Consider the following 16808-nt stretch of genomic DNA (forward strand, 5'->3'; position numbering starts at 1 on the left):
TTCTATACATAAAAATCGTAAATTGCGTTGATTTCTAACTAAACTAATAATCAATTATGAAAAATAAATTATCATTAATCGTCGGACTGCTTTTTAGTAGTTTGGCATTTTCACAAACCTATAGCCCCGATTTTTTGGATGGTTCAGTTCTTGTGAAGCTTAAGAAAAATGTAAAAACAATTGAAGTTCTTAAAGAAAACGCTGAATCAATTGTAAAGCGCGAAAGTTTCAAGGATTTTCCGGAAATACAAAAGGCATTAGCTTCTTATAACCTAACAGAAATAAATAGACCAGTATATTACACTGGAAAAGAAGAATTACAAAAAATTTGTAGAATTAAATTTAGTGATTTCTCAAAAATTGATGAAGTTGTAGAGAAGTTAAGCGCACTAGATGTTTTAGAATATGCAGAGAAGGAACCTATTTATAAAATTGATTTAGTTCCTAATGATCCACAGTATTCAAGTTCAACTAGTATCTGGTATCATAATTTAGTTGGTTCAACAACTGCTTGGGATATTAGTTTAGGAAGTAATCAAATAAAAGTTGCTGTTGTTGATAATGCTGTTTATTCTAACCATTCAGATTTAACAACATTTAAGCAATATGATGTTGCAGATAATGATAATGATGCAACACCACCGTTACAATACGGTTCAGATCAAGGTTGGTCGCATGGTACACATTGTGCTGGTTTAGCTACTGCTGATGTTAATAATGGTATCGGTATGGCTTCATTAGGTGCACAAGTTGAATTGATTGGAGTTAAATGTACTCCAAATTCTGCTGCATCATCAAATAGTGTTTATTATAGTTTTGATGGTGTTTCTTGGGCATGTGCGAATGGTGCTAATGTTGTTAGTATGTCTTTTGGCGGACCAACTTCAAGTGCTTCTTTCCAAAATTTAATTAATGCATATCCTGAAATTGTTTTCGTTGCTGCAGCTGGTAATGATGGGGTTTCTACTCTTTCATATCCAGGAGCTTATAATAATGTAATTTGTGTTGGTTCAGTTAACGGAAATAATTCTCCTTCTAGTTTTACAAACTATAATGGAGGTACTCAATGGGTAGATATTGCATCACCAGGTGGGGGTGCTGGTTCAAGTAGTTTTGGAGGGTTGTTAAGTACAGTATACACTACTGGGGGTAATAGCTATGGAAATATGTCAGGAACTTCAATGGCATGTCCTTTTGCTGCTGGTTTAGTTGGATCAATGTTAAGTTTGAATCCAACATTAACACCTGCTCAAATTGAAAATTGTTTAAAAACTACTGGTGTTACTACTGGTGGAACTAGAGATATAGGAAAAAGAATAAATGCTACTGCTGCTTTAAATTGTGTAGCTGCTACTGTTACGGGCGACCCTTTGGTTCAGTTTAGTGGTTCTCCAGTTTCTATTTTTGAAGGTCAGTCTGTTACATTTTTTGACCAATCTGTGGATGGCGGAAATACAATAACTAACTGGACATGGTCTTTCCCTGGAGGTTCACCAAACTCATTTGTTGGACAAACCCCACCTCCTATTACTTATGCTTCTGCTGGACAGTATAGTGTAACGTTAACAGTTACTAACTCTCAAAGTACTCAAGCTAAAACTAGAACGAATTATGTTAATGTGAGTCTAGAACCATATGGTGAGTGGATTATTCAAAATACTGGGTTCACAGCTACATCAACAGGTGTTGGACATATCGATATCGTTGATATTAATACTGCTTGGGCTGTCGCTTATGATGGTACAGGTGGTGGTGCTAATATTCAAGCGTTTACTAAAACTACTAATGGAGGTACTACATGGACTCCTCAAACTATAAATGTAGGAAATACTGGATTAGGTATTTCAATGATTTCTGCTATTGATGCAACTACAGCTTGGTTAGCAGCGTATCCAAATGCTGCAGGTCAAATAGGAGGTATATGGAAAACTACTAACGGTGGAACATCTTGGACAAGACAAGCAACTGCTACGTACAATAATTCAGCTTCATTTACAAATGTTGTTCATTTCTGGGATGCTAATAACGGTTTTTGTCAAGGTGACCCAATAGGAGCTGGTAATGGTGAATTTGAGTTGTATACTACAACAAACGGAGGAACTACTTGGACACTTGTTCCTGGAGCTAATATTCCCAATCCATTAGCTGGAGAATATGGTTATGTAAGAGATATAGAAGTAATAGGTGATACGGTATGGTTTGGAACGAATATGGGTAGATTATATCATTCTGTAAATAGAGGTTTAAACTGGAATGTTTACCAAACCCCTGAAACAGATATGGGAAATGCAAATTACTCATTTAGAGACGGATCTACAGGATTATTAACGACTGGAGGCGTAGTTCATAAGACAACTGATGGTGGCGCTAACTGGACTCAATTGACTACAACAGGTTCAGTATTTACAAATGGATTATGTTTTATTGAAGGCACTGATGTTGCTTTTACAACTGGAACAGGATCTTCTTATTCTGAAGATGGTGGTTTAAATTGGAATATTATTGATACTGATCAACATACTTATGTAGAATTTATTAATCCTTCTGTGGGTTGGTCAGGTGCATTTACTGTAAGTCCAAGTGAACATGGTATATGGAAATGGAATAATTTAAATTCTAATTTAGATTGTGACTTTACTGCTACTCCGCTTAATGTTTGTGTGGGTGATACGGTACAATTTACTGATTTAACTACGGGAGGTAATGTTACTAACTGGGCATGGTCATTTTATGGAGGAACTGCCTCTAGTGTGAATGCTCAAAACCCAACAGTTACTTATTCAACAGCTGGAACATATAGTGTTCAATTAACAGTAACAGATAGCCTTGGTCAAACAACGAAGTCTAAAGGTGCTTATATTACTGTTGTTAGTCCTCCAGTTGCTCCAGTTGGAGTAGGTGGTCCAGCAACAGTTTGTCAAGATTCTATTGTAACCTATACTGCTGTTGGTGGTTCTGCTCAATATTTTTATGTTTGGACATTACCAAGTGATTGGTTTGGATCTAGTATTGCAACAACAATAAATGCTACTGTTGGAACAATGTCTGGTACTGTAACTGTTGCTTCATCAAATGCATGTGGTTTAAGTACAGTTAGAAGTAAAACTGTAACTGTTAATAATTGTGCAGTAGGTATTGATGATATTACATCTTCAGTATTAAATGTTTACCCTAACCCAGCAGCTGAATCATTAATGATTGCTACTGATGGAAAATTGGTAAATAATAACATTAGAGTAGTTGATATGCTTGGTAAAACAGTATTGAATGATAAAATATTAAGCAATACTCATAGAATTGATATCAATTCATTATCAAGAGGAATGTACTTCTTAGTGATTGATGGAGTTGACAATCCATATAAATTTGTTAAAGAGTAAAAGAAATTCTATAACAAAAAGAAAAGCCCCGATATTTATCGGGGCTTTTCTTTTTTAATTAAGCTTCTGTCGCCATGTAGTCTTCAATTGGATTACAGCTACAAACTAAGTTTCTATCACCATAAGCATTGTCAACTCTACCAACTGTTGGCCAGTATTTTGAAGCTTGCAACCAGTTTAATGGGTAAGCAGCTTTACTTCTCGGATAAGCATGTTTCCATTCGTCAGCAGTAATTTCTTTAGCTGTATGAGGTGCGTTTTTCAAAACATTATCGTTCATGTCAGCTTTTCCAGAAATAATTTCATTTACTTCGTTTCTGATTTCAATCATTACTTCAATAAAACGATCTAATTCTTCTTTGCTTTCACTTTCAGTAGGTTCAACCATTAATGTGCCAGCTACAGGAAAAGAAACTGTAGGGGCGTGAAACCCATAATCCATTAATCTTTTTGCAATATCAGTAACCTCAATATGTGATGCTGCTTTAAAATCTCTACATTCTAAAATCATTTCGTGAGCTACTCTACCATTTTCATTGGTATAAAGTATGCCGTAATGTTTTTCTAATTTCGATTTAATATAGTTTGCATTTAAAATGGCGGTTTGTGTTGATTTTTTTAAACCTTCAGTACCTAACATTTTAATATATGCGTAAGAAATTAAACAAACATAGGCACTACCCCAAGGAGCAGCTGAAACAGCTGTAATAGCTTTATCTCCACCAGTTTTAACTACTGGATTTGAGGGTAAAAATGGAGTCAAATGTTTGGCAACACCTATTGGTCCAACTCCTGGTCCACCACCACCGTGAGGGATAGCAAATGTCTTGTGTAGATTTAAGTGACAAACATCAGCACCAATATTAGCTGGATTTGTCAATCCAACCTGTGCATTCATATTAGCACCATCCATATAAACTTGACCACCAAAACTGTGAATGATTTGAGTAATTTCCATAATGCTTTCTTCAAATACACCATGTGTAGATGGGTAAGTAACCATTAAACAAGATAGCGTGTCTTTATATTGTTCGGCTTTTGCTCTTAAATCTTTAACGTCAATATTACCTTTTTCATCACATTTAGTAACAACTACTTCCATTCCTGCCATTACTGCACTTGCAGGGTTTGTTCCGTGAGCAGATGATGGTATTAATGAAATGTTTCTATGAAAATCACCTCTGCTTTCATGATATGCTCTGATAACCATTAAGCCAGCATATTCTCCTTGTGCTCCCGAATTTGGTTGTAATGATACTGCATCAAATCCAGTAATCTCGCTCAAATCTCTTTCTAAACCTTTTAACATAGATTGGTATCCTTCTGCTTGATTAAAAGGAACAAATGGATGAATGTTTGCCCATTCCGCCCAACCCAATGGAATCAATTCAGAAGCTGCATTTAATTTCATAGTACAAGAACCCAACGAAATCATAGAATGCGTTAACGATAAATCTTTATTCTCAAGTCGTTTAATGTATCGCATCATATCAGACTCAGAATGATATTTATTAAATACTTCGTGAGTTAAAAATTCAGTCTTTCTTGATAGACTTGAAGGCAAACCATTTATTTCATTAGTCGAAGAACTATTTTTACCTAAAGCATCAGCAAATATTTTAGTAATTTGCAAAATCGAAGCTTCATTTTCAGTTTCACCAATACTAATTGAGATTGTGTTATTGGTATAATAGAAATTTGTTTCTCTTTCCAGCGCAATTTTACGAATGTCTTCTTTTTGCTTTTCAGTAACTTGATAAGTTAAAGTGTCAAAAAACGAATTGTTTACTCTTGTCAAACCTAAAGCATCAATGCTTGAGGCAAGTTTTCCTGTTAATCGTTGAATGGTTGAAGAAATATTTTTTAATCCTTCAGGACCATGATAAACGGCATACATTCCCGCAATTACAGCTAATAATACTTGTGCTGTACAAATGTTTGATGTTGCTTTGTCACGTTTAATGTGTTGCTCTCTCGTTTGCAGGGCCATTCTCAAAGCTCTATTGCCTTGTTCGTCAATCGAAACACCAATAATTCTGCCTGGCATCGAACGTTTGTATTCATCTTTAGTAGCAAAATATGCTGCATGTGGCCCACCGTAACCCATAGGTACACCAAATCGTTGAGTAGTTCCAACAACTACATCAGCACCCCATTCGGCAGGAGCAGTTAGTAATGTTAAGCTTAACAAATCAGCTGCAGCAACAACAATACTGCCATTGGCATGGGCTTTAGCAGTAAAATCAGCATATGAGTTAATTTGACCAGTAACATCTGGGTATTGTACAATTGCGCCGAACACTTTTTCTGTAAATTTAAAAGTATTGTAGTCGCCAATAATTAATTCAATGCTTAAAGGTGTTGCTCTTGTTTTTAAAACATCAATGGTTTGAGGCAAACATTTGTCAGAAACAAAAAACACATTGGCATCTACTTTTTTAGCTTCTTTAGTTCTACTGTTGTAAGCTAAAATCATTGCTTCTCCAGCGGCAGTTCCTTCATCTAATAAAGAAGCATTAGCTATTTCCATGCCTGTTAAATCCAACACCATAGTTTGAAAATTTAACAAAGCTTCTAATCTACCTTGAGATATTTCTGCTTGGTAAGGCGTGTATGCGGTGTACCATCCTGGATTTTCAAAAATATTTCGTTTGATTACCGATGGTAAAATGGTATTGTAATATCCTAACCCAATATACGATTTGAATAATTTGTTTTTGTGTGATAATTCCTTAATATGATTCAGGTACTCATATTCGGTCATTGGCTCATCCAATTTCAACTCATTTTTAAGTCTAATTTTAGAAGGAATGGTTTGATTAATTAACTCGTCAATTGAACTTGCTCCAATTGCAGATAACATGCTGTTTACATCGGTATCTCTTGGACCAATGTGACGTTCAGAAAATTGTTTTGTAGCCATAGTGTTTTAAAGAAATAATTATACCCAAAATAAGGAAGTACAAAAGTAATAAAAAGTACATTTTAAATGGTACGATTTTACCTTGTGTTTACAATAATTTTAAGGATGAATTATTGTGTTAAATTTTTAGGAATTAAACAGACCGGAATAGGGTTCATTTTGTGTTGATTGATAAAATTTAATCGAGTATAAATTTCAAATACTTTTGCTTGTCTTTCTGTAAAATGATTTTTGTCAAAATTGTTCTCTTCAATCAATTTCATTGCCCATTCTAATTCGGGATAAGAAGCTCCAATTTGTTCTTCATCCGTTCTTCCGTCACCAAACAAACCATCAGTAGGTGGAGCTATCAATATTTCATAAATAATGTTGAGGTGTTTGCCAAGTTCGTAAACTTCGGTTTTGTATAAATCAGCAATAGGGCTTAAATCTACGGCACCATCGCCGTATTTAGTATAAAAACCAACTCCAAAATCTTCTACTTTGTTTCCTGTTCCAACAACCAACGAATTGTTAATTTGTGCAATATAGTAAAGTGATGTCATTCGTAAACGTGAACGTGTGTTGGCTAATGCTAAGTTTTGCAAATCGGTATTAGCTGAGTTTGGTGTGGCTGATTGAAAATTATCGAAAACCGAAGTTAAATCAACTCTAATTGAAGATACGTTTGAATAATTTTTCTCTAAAAATTTGATGTGATTTAACCCTCGTTGTTCTTGTGTTTTATCCTGATGAATGGGCATCTCAACACAAATAACAGGCAATCCTGTAAGAGCAGCCAAAGTTGAGGTGACAGCCGAATCAATACCTCCCGAAATTCCAACCACAAATCCTTTGGAATTTGCTTGTTTGGCATAATCGCTAAGCCATTTTACAATATGTAGAGTAACTTTTTCGGTATTCAAAATGGTGATAAATTAAAAATAGATACCCAAATCTAAAGAAAAATAGTTTAACGTAGCATTCACTTCTTTATCAGTGTAAACGGCTTTTCCATTGCTATCAATGGTTGCTTTTCCTAATGGATTTAATTGGTGCGTTTTATCTTTCATCACATTTACAAAGCCATTGTGGTAAGAAACTCCAAACATTATATTAGTATTTCCACTTAAGTTGTATTCGGCGCCACCACCAACAACCAAATTCATGTTAAAAAAAGAAATGTTACTGGTATTGTTTACATCAGTTTTTTTAATGCTGTTTAAGTCAACATATTCATAATCAGTTTTAGAGCTGTATTTAATTCCTGCAACAAAACCAAAATTTCCATAGTAGGTCATGTAACCAATTTCGTTGGTACGTAATTTTAATGTTAATGGAATATCAATGTAATTAATTTTTATGTTTTGTTTAACTGCACTTGCTGAAACTGCACCTGCATTATCATAAACGCCTTCGTATTTTAAATTTCCGCCAATGTTGTTAATGTTAAAACCTGTTGAAAAAAGGTAGTTTTTGGCAAGAAAAAACTCGGTAGAAATCCCATAAGCAAAACCAAGTCTAACTCCATTTTTTTCGTAGCCTGTAGTATTTAGTCCGAGCCACGAAATGTTTGGAGAAAAATGTAATCCTAAACGAAACGATGGAACATCTTTTTGAAATTTTACTTCAGGGTCGTTGTTAAAATTACCATCTTGTGCAGAAAGGTGGGAAATTAATAAGACAAATAATATTAAAGTGAGTATTTTTGCGTTTAGTTTCATGATAATTTTTATACAAACTTACGCTTAATAAAGAGCTAAATGCGATTAATGAATTCTAATTTTTCAACAGTACATTTTTCAATATTCTTTGTGTTGGTATCGCTTTTTTTTGGATGTGGAACAGATAAACCGTCGGTAGATACCTTAAACATAAAAATAGAGTTAAAGTTGAACCGATTTGAACAAGATTTGTTCGCCTATCCAACTATTACCGATACGGAAGTTTTGGAATTAAGAAAAAAGTACGACCCATTTTTTACTCATTTTATTGAAAGCATTGTAAATATTTCTGCTGTCGACGATCCTTCAGTTTATTATTATTTGAACGGGTTTAAATCTGATTCTTACGTTAAGGAAGTATATAAAAAAGTGGATTCAACGTTTAGCGATTTTTCTCATTATCAACAAGAATTAACCGAATCGTTTAAATTGTATAATCACTATTTTCCAGAAAAAAATATTCCAACTATTATTACGTATGTTTCGGGGTTTAACTATGCTATTGTAACCGATTCGAGCTATTTAGGAATTGGATTAGATATGTTTTTAGGGAACGATTATCAAGCATATGTACAATTAGGTCTTCCGCAATATAAAATTGCTAACATGACCAAAAATCACATGGTTTCGAGTTCAATTTTAGGGTGGGTTTCTACCGAATTTGAGTTGAACGAATCGAATGCTGATTTGTTAACCGAAATGGTGCATCAAGGAAAATTATTGTACATTTTGGATTTGTTAACTCCCTACGAAGAAGATTATGTTAAAATGGGTTACACCAAAGAACAATTAGAATGGTGCGAAGACAATGAAAAACAAGTATGGTTTTATTTTGTTGACAATGAATTGTTTTACACCAAAGAAACCAAAGAAATAATTAAATACATGGGTGAAGCACCTTTTGTTCAAGGCTTTCCTGAGGGCTCACCAGGTAAAGTTGGGCAATGGGTTGGATTGCAAATTGTAAAAGCGTTTATGGAAAATAATCCTAAAGCAAAAGTGCAAGATTTAGTTAACGAAAAAGATGCTCAAAAAATATTAAACTTATCGAAATACAAACCTTAATATTCCCCTCTTGAGAGGGGTTAGGGGTGTGTTTTGATTCGATTACAAAAAATTATAGAAAATGAAAAAATCGGAAATCAACTTTAAAATTACCTTAGACGAAAACCATGTGCCCGAAAAAATTGAATGGCAAGCCGACGATGCTGGAGAGGATGGATTAAAAGAGTGTAAGTCTATTATGTTAAGTTTATGGGACAAAAAAGAACGCAATACTTTGCGAATTGATTTGTGGACGAAAGAAATGATGATTGACGAAATGAAGCATTTTTATTACCAATCGGTAATTACGATGGGCGATGCTTACGAACGAGCTACCAACGATAAGGAGTTGGCTAACGAGATACGTGATTTAGGAAAAAGAATGGGAGAGAAAATTAGAAACGAAAAGTTTAACTAGTTTTTAGTTTACAGTAATCAGTTCACTGTCTTTAAATAAAAACTCATCACCCACCACTCAAAACTTACAACCCATATAATGACAAACTTAGTTCAAAAATACAACATTGCTGGCCCGCGATATACCAGTTACCCTACCGTTCCGTTTTGGGATAACGATGGTATTGCTTACAACGATTGGGTAAAAACTGCAGTAAAATCGTTTAACGAAAGCAATAAAATTGAAGGTATTAGCATTTACATTCATTTACCGTTTTGCGAAAACTTGTGTACGTTTTGTGGCTGCCACAAACGTATTACCAAACAACATGGTGTTGAAGAACCTTATGTAGATACGGTGTTGAAAGAATGGGCGTTGTATTGTGCTATTTTTCCTGATAAACCACGAATTAAAGAAATACATTTAGGAGGCGGAACACCAACGTTTTTTAGTGCCGAAAACCTTCAAAAACTGATTAACGGTATTTTGGTTACAGCCGAAAAATGCGAAGAATTTGAATTTAGTTTTGAAGCTCACCCGAATAACACGACTGAAAAGCATTTAAAAACCTTATTTGATTTAGGTTTTACTCGTAACAGTTTTGGGGTGCAAGATTACAATTTGAAAGTACAACAAACCATTAACAGAATTCAGCCATTTGAAAAAGTAAAAGAGGTTACTGAGCTTTCTCGAAAAATAGGGTATAATTCGATTAGCCATGATTTGGTGTTTGGGTTGCCGCACCAAACCAAAGAAAGTATGGTGGATACCATTACCAAAACCAAAAGCTTAAAGCCTGATAGAATTGCTTTTTACAGCTATGCACATGTGCCGTGGATAAAAGGTGTGGGGCAACGTGGTTACGATGAAAAAGATTTGCCTTCGGCTGAGTTAAAAAGAGAATTGTACGAAACCGGAAAGCAAATGCTGTTTGATTTAGGTTATGTTGAAATAGGCATGGACCATTTTGCTTTACCAACCGACTCAATGCACAAGGCAATGGAACAAAAAAACTTACATCGAAATTTTATGGGTTACACCGCCAGTAAAACACAGTTAATGGTTGGTTTGGGCATGAGTTCGATAAGTGACTCGTGGTACAGTTTTGCTCAAAATGCCAAAACGGTGGAGGAATATACCGAATTGGTCAACCAAGGGGTAATACCCATTTTTAGAGGACATTTATTAACCGCAGAAGATTTGGTAATACGCCAACACATTTTAAACATCATGTGCCATTTTGAAGCTTCATGGAAAGATGACTAAGTTAAATTTCCAGAACTCTCGGCTTGTTTAGAGCGATTAAAAGAAATGGAAGCAGATGGATTGGTAAACATTACCCCAAATGGATTGACTTTGCCCGAATCAGCACGACCGTTTGTACGTAATGTTTGTATGGCGTTTGATTTACGTTTGTTACGTAATGCACCAACCACACGTATTTTTTCAATGACGATTTAATTTTTTCAGGTTAGCCATTAACTGTTTCTCGTCCTCGTTTATAACGAGGATGATGGAGAAAAGCATTTTTAATGCTGTTTTAAAAAAGCTATAATTTTGAGATGTTAACCAATCCTTTACCATCTGCATAATCTATTGCACTACTAAATAAATATTCGTGTGGTAATTCAACAATATATTGTTTTACTGGGTTTTGATGGATATACTCCAAGCGTTGCAAAATCCATTCGGTATTGTCTAATTGAATAGCATGATTATCGTCTTTCCAAAATTTATAATTCTCAGCTCTACGGGTTTTTCGAGCTTCAAAATTAAATTTATCCAATAACCATTCTTTTCTACTTTCGCCAATTTCTTGTATTTTTTGAACAATTTGTTTGGAGGTGAATTTCTTAAAATCTCGAATAATGTGCGATAACATATAACCTTCTTTTGCTTTAATAATTAAATGGAGATGGTTAGACATTAAAACCCATGCGTAAACTTCTAAGCCTTTGTTGGCGATGCAATAATTCAACGAATCAGTAATAATAAATTTGTAATCTTTTCGAGTAAAAACATCAATCCAGTTTACAACGGTAAATGTTACAAAGTACAAGCCTTGTTGGTCTGCTATTTTATAACGATCTCCGCTCATGGAGCAAATTTAATTTTTTTTATGACGTTAAAAACGTCCTTCTCTTTCATCCTCGTTATAAACGAGGATGAGGAGGGGACGAGGAGGGAGGTAGTTTTTATTTAGTTCTTTATTAGTTTTATGGTTTGTATGCTTTCGGAATATTTTAGAATCAACAAATATATTCCTGATTCAAAATTATCGGTATTAATTATCATATTAAGTGAAGTAGATGTGTATTTGTCGTAACTAAACATCAGTTTGCCAGTTATTGAAATTATATTTATGGTGTCAATTGTTTTCTTGTGGTTTAAGTTTGTTTTAAGAGTCAAGAATGAGTCAAAAGGGTTTGGAAAATAACTAATCATAATATTATTATTTATTAAATCACCAAGACCAGTATTTAGATTTAAATCACTTATAAAAATCTTTGCACCATTTGAGGAAATTACATCCATACCTGCGAGAATCATTTTACTGCCACTGATTGTTAAGCTATGGACATTTCCAAGATCAGTTAATCCAGTAGTGCTAACTTCTACCCAAGAAGTTCCTTGGTTTGTAGATTTATAAAGTTTGTTAATAAAGCCACTTGTGCCAGTATCGTATTTGACACCATTTAAATAAATATCTCCATTGCTGGCTGTAACAAAGTCGCATGGTGAATAAGTTTGGTCAAACCCTGACATTGTCAGTGACCATGTATTTTGACACTTTAAATCAAGTGAAATAGTGGTAATCATAATTGAAAATATTATGATTTGTAATTTAATAAAATTCATGGCTTTGTTTTTTAGAGATAATAATTTATTCTTAATTAGTTAATTCTTAAATGCTTTAATTAGTTGATTTGCTTTATATCCAATAGTTTTGTTTTCAAAATAATCAATCATTATTTTCTTTTCTTTGGTAATGGCTGTCTTTTTTATAAAGTTGCTAATTTGCTCCCAAGTTATTCTTAAATATTTTCTTTCTTTTGTTTCAACAAGATGTTTTCCAAAATCTGTTTGAATTTGCATATCCTCTTTCTCCATAACAAGGCTGTAAAATTCGAAGTCAAGATTCAATTGCTTAGCCATCCAACAACCTAATAACCAAAAACGCATCAATTCATATCGTTCTTCTAATATTGAGATGGTTTCAAAATCACTCCTAAATATTTTATGAAATAATTTATTTCCTCCTATTTCGTATTTTTTTCTATTTTTAGGGTTGCTTGGTTTTGTTTTATTTTTTGCTGTAAGTTTTGCTTCTATAAAGTAAAGTGTTTTGTCAGTCAAAATGATTATGTCAGGTTCGGAACCTCTCGCAATTGTTTCTCCAAATTCAATTCTAGCTTTATTAAGCAATGACCAGTCAGATTGTTCTTTAGAATAATATGACCAAAGGATTAATTCAGCGGTTTTAATTTTCTTATTTGATATTTGACTCAAAAAGCTAGATAAAAGATCTTGTTTATCAAGAAATCTCATAACATTCCATGTTAAAGCATCTTCACTATTATCTCTTGCGATTCTACTTTCTCGTTTAACTTTTAATATCTCAATGTATAATTTCGTGTCATAATGGTCTGTCCATAATAGGTTGTCCTCTGTTGTTTCATATTCAAAAGTTCTTGGTGAAATATAGATTTTATGTATAGGACATTTATATTTCGAATCTTTTTTAAAAAACTTTTTTTGACGTTCAACTACCATCGAACAATTCTTTACTGGACATTCAACAGAATTATTTTCAATTTTTATTGTTTGTTTTAATTCTTTTAGTCCGTACATGTGATTGTTTGAGTTTTTTTACATAAGTTTATCTTCTATCAAATATATAAATTTTTTAACATTAAAATTTAAAAGGCTCTGCTTTTGGTGATGGAATGGATTGGATAAGCCTAAGTAACTGTTTTGTATCAGCAACATCAGTTAATCGCATTTTTCCATCTGCTGCTAGCATTTTCAAACCGTGACAATTCGTCACGGTTTCATTTCCTTCTTCTTTAAGGCGTTGTTTTAATTTTCTCCAATAAGCATTGGGGTCAATGCTTTCAGTAAGTATTGCAATAACATCTATAATAGAGATAAACCATTTTTCTTGGTTCTCATCCCAAATTGTTCTTACTTTTTTATCTTCAAAAAGTTGTATGGAGTCCTTTTGTTTCATTTAGTGGTAGTTAAAATGATTCAATAAAATTACTTTTTCTCGTAAGCAGTAATGATACCCTCAATGTAGTTTAAAATGCCATCTTTTCCAAACTTACTACTTGCTGAGCTCGTAAACGAAATGGGCATTTCTTCCCAGTATTTTAGCATCTCTTTTTTGTAAGCCAATAGGTTTTTATTCAATTGAGAACTGGTCAGTTTATCAATTTTGGTAAATACAATTGAAAATGGTATGCCTTTAATTCCCAACCATTCCATAAAATCTAAATCTATTTGTTGTGCAGGTAATCGGCTATCAATTAGTACAAACAAGTTAAGTAGATTTTCTCTTTTTAGAATGTAATCGGAGATAAACGCTTCCCATTTAATTTTTGTTTTAACGGGTACTTTAGCAAAACCATATCCAGGTAAATCAACCATGTACCAATGGTCGTTAATAATAAAATGGTTAATCAATTGCGTTTTTCCAGGTGTACCCGATGTTTTAGCCAGTTTTTTATTGTTGGTAATGTAATTGATTAACGAAGATTTACCTACATTAGAACGTCCAATAAAGGCAAACTCTGGTTTGTTGGCTGGGGGGCAAAGCGAAAGTTTCGAGTTGCTTACTACAAACTCGGCGGTGTTAATGTTCATTTTTTAAAAGTTGAAACGCTTATCCATCCAAGCAGAAAGAAGGTTGTTAAATTCTTGAGGATGTTCCATCATTGGCGCGTGGCCGCATTTATCTATCCAAAACAAGTCTGAATCTGGTAGCTTTGCATGAAATTCTTCAGCAACATGAGGCGGCGTTACATTGTCGTTTTTTCCCCAAATTAAACAAACCGGCATGGTAAATTTTTGTAAATCATTAGCCATGTTATGTCGTATTGCCGATTTAGCAATTGATAACACACGAATCAATTTACCTCTATCCATTACGATGTCGTACAATTGGTCAACCAATTCGTCAGTAACAATAGCAGGATCGTAAAAAGTCAATGCAATTTTTTGTCTTAAATATTCTTTGTCTTCTCGTCTTGGAAATGAGCCTCCAAAAGCGTTTTCGTATAAACCAGAGCTTCCAGTTAGCACCATGGAATGTACTTTTTCGGGGTTTCTTTTCGTGTAAACTAATGAAATGTGTCCACCTAAAGAATTACCTAAAATGGTAAAATTTTCAAGTTTCTTAAATGCGACAAATTTCTCGATATGCTTGTTAAAGTTTTTAATGTTTGTCAATAAAATAGGCATATCGTACATAGGCATAATGGGTACAATTACGCGGTATTTTTTAGAAAATTCTTCAACCAATGCTTCAAAATTACTTAACGCACCAAATAAGCCGTGTAAAACCAATATGGTGTGACCTTCTCCTTTCTCGAAGTACTCAAATTTTCCTTCCTTTTTTAATTCGCTTTCAAAACTCATGTGGTAGATTCTAGTTTATCCAAAAATAAACATTTTGGAACACAAACATCTAAAAGAATGGGCGTTGTTTCAACAAAATTTTGTTGAAAATCTCAATAATCATTTTGGTGGTTTTCTCCCACCATGCAACACCTTTTAAAATCAAGGCTTAAAAAAGATTGATGCAACAAATAATTTTTAATTCCGTTAAAAGTTTTCAACAAAGTGGTAGAAAGTGGTAGAAAGTGGTAAAAAATGAGCTATATTTACATCTTGAAAAATAAACCACTGATTTTAAGCTAATTGAATGGCAAATTTTATTGGAGAATTCGATTGTAAACTGGATGCTAAGGGAAGATTAATGCTTCCTTCAGGTCTTCGTAAGCAATTGGATCCAGCTGCTCAAGAGCGTTTTGTGTTGAATCGTGGTTTTGAAAAATGTTTGGTGTTGTATCCAAAAAATGAGTGGGAAGGCATTAGTGCGGAGGTAAACAAATTGAATCAATACGTGAAGAAAAACCGTGAGTTTATCAGGTATTTCTATCGTGGAGCTTCAGAGTTGGAGTTGGATGCAACTGGGAGAATATTGCTTCCGAAAAGAATGTTGGAATATGCAAGTGCCGAAAAAGAAGTGGTGCTTTTCGCTTACTCGAACAGAATTGAAGTGTGGGATAAGAAGACTTATGAGAACTTGCTGACTGATGAGCCAGATGATTTTGCTGATTTAGCTGAAGAGGTGATGGGTGGTAATCAAAACAATGCTGGAAATGAGTTATCATAATCCAGTAATGTTACACGAGTCGGTTGATGGGCTTGATATAAAAAAAGATGGAATTTACGTGGATGTTACTTATGGTGGTGGCGGACATTCAAAAGAGATTTTAAAAAGATTAGGTGAGCAGGGAAGGTTGATTGCGTTTGATCAGGATGCTGATGTAGAACGAAATATTGTAAAGGATGAAAGATTGGTAATGGTTCCTCAAAATTTTAAGTATTTAAAAAATTACTTAAAAATGTACGGAATCAATCAGATTGATGGGTTACTGGCAGACTTAGGTGTTTCATCGCATCAGTTTGATGTTGGGGAAAGAGGTTTTTCCATTCGGTTTGAAGGTCCATTGGACATGCGAATGAGCAAAACAAACTTGATTACTGCTGCAAAAATAGTGAACGAATACAGTGAGGATGAATTGGTGAGGGTGTTTAGAGAGTATGGTGAAGTAAACAATGCTAAAAAGTTAGTGTTTGAATTGGTAAGTAAACGATTGGGAACAAAGTTTAAAACTACCACCGATTTAATTGAGGTTGCTGAAAAATGTGTGCCAGGAAAATTGAGAAACAAGTATTTAGCTCAAGTTTTTCAAGCATTACGAATAGAGGTGAACAATGAGATGGGAGTGTTGAAGGATTTACTTGCACAATCAAAAGAGGTGTTAAAGCCTTCTGGAAGATTGGTTGTAATTACTTATCACTCTTTAGAAGATAGGTTGGTGAAGAACTTTTTAAAGAAAGGAAGTTTTTCGGGTGAGTTGGAGAAAGACTTTTTTGGAAATCAGTTGGTAGATTTCAAATTGATAACAAGAAAACCGGTAGTAGCTACCGATGAGGAATTAAAGATAAACAACAGAGCACGTAGTGCTAAACTAAGAATAGCTGAAAAATTGTAAAAAGTTAAAGGTTGTTAGTTAATGGTTTTCTGATTAACACAACAAAAACGGATAACAATTAACAAAAAACGATGA

Annotated in this window: 14 protein-coding genes and 1 pseudogene; 6 read left to right on the forward strand and 9 right to left on the reverse strand. The window is 34.0% G+C overall.

What is annotated here, in order from left to right:
- The first annotated feature begins 56 nt into the window (after positions 1–56).
- Positions 57–3380, forward strand: coding sequence for a S8 family serine peptidase (locus tag H6589_00540; GenBank protein ID MCB9173079.1), 3324 nt, complete (start codon positions 57–59; stop codon positions 3378–3380).
- A gap of 58 nt (positions 3381–3438) precedes the next feature.
- Here H6589_00540 and gcvP read toward each other — a convergent pair whose 3' ends face one another.
- The 3 genes from gcvP to H6589_00555 form a co-directional block, all read right to left on the reverse strand.
- Positions 3439–6303: an aminomethyl-transferring glycine dehydrogenase gene (gcvP, locus tag H6589_00545; protein ID MCB9173080.1), complete on the reverse strand. Its 2865-nt coding sequence runs from the start codon at positions 6301–6303 to the stop codon at positions 3439–3441.
- Positions 6304–6413: 110 nt separating this feature from the next.
- Complete coding sequence (gene nadE, locus H6589_00550) at positions 6414–7208, reverse strand: NAD(+) synthase (GenBank protein MCB9173081.1); 795 nt, start codon at positions 7206–7208, stop codon at positions 6414–6416.
- A gap of 12 nt (positions 7209–7220) precedes the next feature.
- A complete protein-coding gene (locus tag H6589_00555; GenBank protein MCB9173082.1) occupies positions 7221–8006 on the reverse strand; it encodes a PorT family protein in 786 nt (261 codons plus the stop codon).
- Between the two features lie 48 nt (positions 8007–8054).
- Here H6589_00555 and H6589_00560 point away from each other — a divergent pair, with 48 nt between their 5' ends.
- The 3 genes and pseudogenes from H6589_00560 (at position 8055) to hemN (ending at position 10908) form a co-directional block, all read left to right on the forward strand.
- On the forward strand, positions 8055–9071 hold the full coding sequence (locus H6589_00560) for a hypothetical protein (protein MCB9173083.1): 1017 nt from the start codon (positions 8055–8057) through the stop codon (positions 9069–9071).
- 61 nt (positions 9072–9132) lie between these two features.
- Positions 9133–9468, forward strand: a complete 336-nt coding sequence (gene gldC / locus H6589_00565) for a gliding motility protein GldC (GenBank protein MCB9173084.1) — start codon at positions 9133–9135, stop codon at positions 9466–9468.
- A 78-nt stretch (positions 9469–9546) separates the two neighbouring features.
- Positions 9547–10908: pseudogene (gene hemN, locus H6589_00570) on the forward strand (oxygen-independent coproporphyrinogen III oxidase).
- 88 nt (positions 10909–10996) lie between these two features.
- Here the strand turns inward: hemN and H6589_00575 are convergent.
- The 6 genes from H6589_00575 to H6589_00600 form a co-directional block, all read right to left on the reverse strand.
- A complete protein-coding gene (locus H6589_00575) occupies positions 10997–11545 on the reverse strand; it encodes a transposase (GenBank protein ID MCB9173085.1) in 549 nt (182 codons plus the stop codon).
- 101 nt (positions 11546–11646) lie between these two features.
- Positions 11647–12213 carry a T9SS type A sorting domain-containing protein gene (locus H6589_00580; GenBank protein ID MCB9173086.1) on the reverse strand — a complete coding sequence of 189 codons (567 nt, stop codon included), beginning with the start codon at positions 12211–12213 and terminating at the stop codon, positions 11647–11649.
- A 132-nt stretch (positions 12214–12345) separates the two neighbouring features.
- Positions 12346–13299 (reverse strand): hypothetical protein, encoded by a 954-nt coding sequence (locus H6589_00585; protein MCB9173087.1) that lies wholly within the window; start codon positions 13297–13299, stop codon positions 12346–12348.
- Positions 13300–13360: 61 nt separating this feature from the next.
- Positions 13361–13678, reverse strand: coding sequence for a Bro-N domain-containing protein (locus tag H6589_00590; protein ID MCB9173088.1), 318 nt, complete (start codon positions 13676–13678; stop codon positions 13361–13363).
- A 29-nt stretch (positions 13679–13707) separates the two neighbouring features.
- Positions 13708–14313: a YihA family ribosome biogenesis GTP-binding protein gene (locus tag H6589_00595; GenBank protein ID MCB9173089.1), complete on the reverse strand. Its 606-nt coding sequence runs from the start codon at positions 14311–14313 to the stop codon at positions 13708–13710.
- A gap of 3 nt (positions 14314–14316) precedes the next feature.
- Positions 14317–15087: an alpha/beta hydrolase gene (locus H6589_00600; protein ID MCB9173090.1), complete on the reverse strand. Its 771-nt coding sequence runs from the start codon at positions 15085–15087 to the stop codon at positions 14317–14319.
- A gap of 286 nt (positions 15088–15373) precedes the next feature.
- Here H6589_00600 and mraZ point away from each other — a divergent pair, with 286 nt between their 5' ends.
- Positions 15374–15847 (forward strand): division/cell wall cluster transcriptional repressor MraZ, encoded by a 474-nt coding sequence (mraZ, locus tag H6589_00605; protein ID MCB9173091.1) that lies wholly within the window; start codon positions 15374–15376, stop codon positions 15845–15847.
- Positions 15834–16733 carry a 16S rRNA (cytosine(1402)-N(4))-methyltransferase RsmH gene (gene rsmH, locus H6589_00610; GenBank protein MCB9173092.1) on the forward strand — a complete coding sequence of 300 codons (900 nt, stop codon included), beginning with the start codon at positions 15834–15836 and terminating at the stop codon, positions 16731–16733. The genes mraZ and rsmH overlap by 14 nt, the downstream gene beginning before the upstream one ends.
- The last annotated feature ends 75 nt before the right edge of the window (positions 16734–16808 follow it).

Source organism: Flavobacteriales bacterium, assembly GCA_020635795.1.
In the GTDB taxonomy this organism is placed as follows: Bacteria; Bacteroidota; Bacteroidia; order Flavobacteriales_E; family Vicingaceae; genus Vicingus.

What these genes read in the sequence shown, in the direction of transcription:
- H6589_00540 (MCB9173079.1), top strand. Translation starts at nt 57, where the DNA reads ATGAAAAATAAATTATCATTAATCGTCGGACTGCTTTTTAGTAGTTTG.
- gcvP (MCB9173080.1), bottom strand. Translation starts at nt 6,303, where the DNA reads ATGGCTACAAAACAATTTTCTGAACGTCACATTGGTCCAAGAGATACC.
- H6589_00555 (MCB9173082.1), bottom strand. Translation starts at nt 8,006, where the DNA reads ATGAAACTAAACGCAAAAATACTCACTTTAATATTATTTGTCTTATTA.
- H6589_00560 (MCB9173083.1), top strand. Translation starts at nt 8,055, where the DNA reads ATGAATTCTAATTTTTCAACAGTACATTTTTCAATATTCTTTGTGTTG.
- gldC (MCB9173084.1), top strand. Translation starts at nt 9,133, where the DNA reads ATGAAAAAATCGGAAATCAACTTTAAAATTACCTTAGACGAAAACCAT.
- H6589_00575 (MCB9173085.1), bottom strand. Translation starts at nt 11,545, where the DNA reads ATGAGCGGAGATCGTTATAAAATAGCAGACCAACAAGGCTTGTACTTT.
- H6589_00580 (MCB9173086.1), bottom strand. Translation starts at nt 12,213, where the DNA reads ATGTCAGGGTTTGACCAAACTTATTCACCATGCGACTTTGTTACAGCC.
- H6589_00585 (MCB9173087.1), bottom strand. Translation starts at nt 13,299, where the DNA reads ATGTACGGACTAAAAGAATTAAAACAAACAATAAAAATTGAAAATAAT.
- H6589_00590 (MCB9173088.1), bottom strand. Translation starts at nt 13,678, where the DNA reads ATGAAACAAAAGGACTCCATACAACTTTTTGAAGATAAAAAAGTAAGA.
- H6589_00595 (MCB9173089.1), bottom strand. Translation starts at nt 14,313, where the DNA reads ATGAACATTAACACCGCCGAGTTTGTAGTAAGCAACTCGAAACTTTCG.
- H6589_00600 (MCB9173090.1), bottom strand. Translation starts at nt 15,087, where the DNA reads ATGAGTTTTGAAAGCGAATTAAAAAAGGAAGGAAAATTTGAGTACTTC.
- mraZ (MCB9173091.1), top strand. Translation starts at nt 15,374, where the DNA reads ATGGCAAATTTTATTGGAGAATTCGATTGTAAACTGGATGCTAAGGGA.
- rsmH (MCB9173092.1), top strand. Translation starts at nt 15,834, where the DNA reads ATGAGTTATCATAATCCAGTAATGTTACACGAGTCGGTTGATGGGCTT.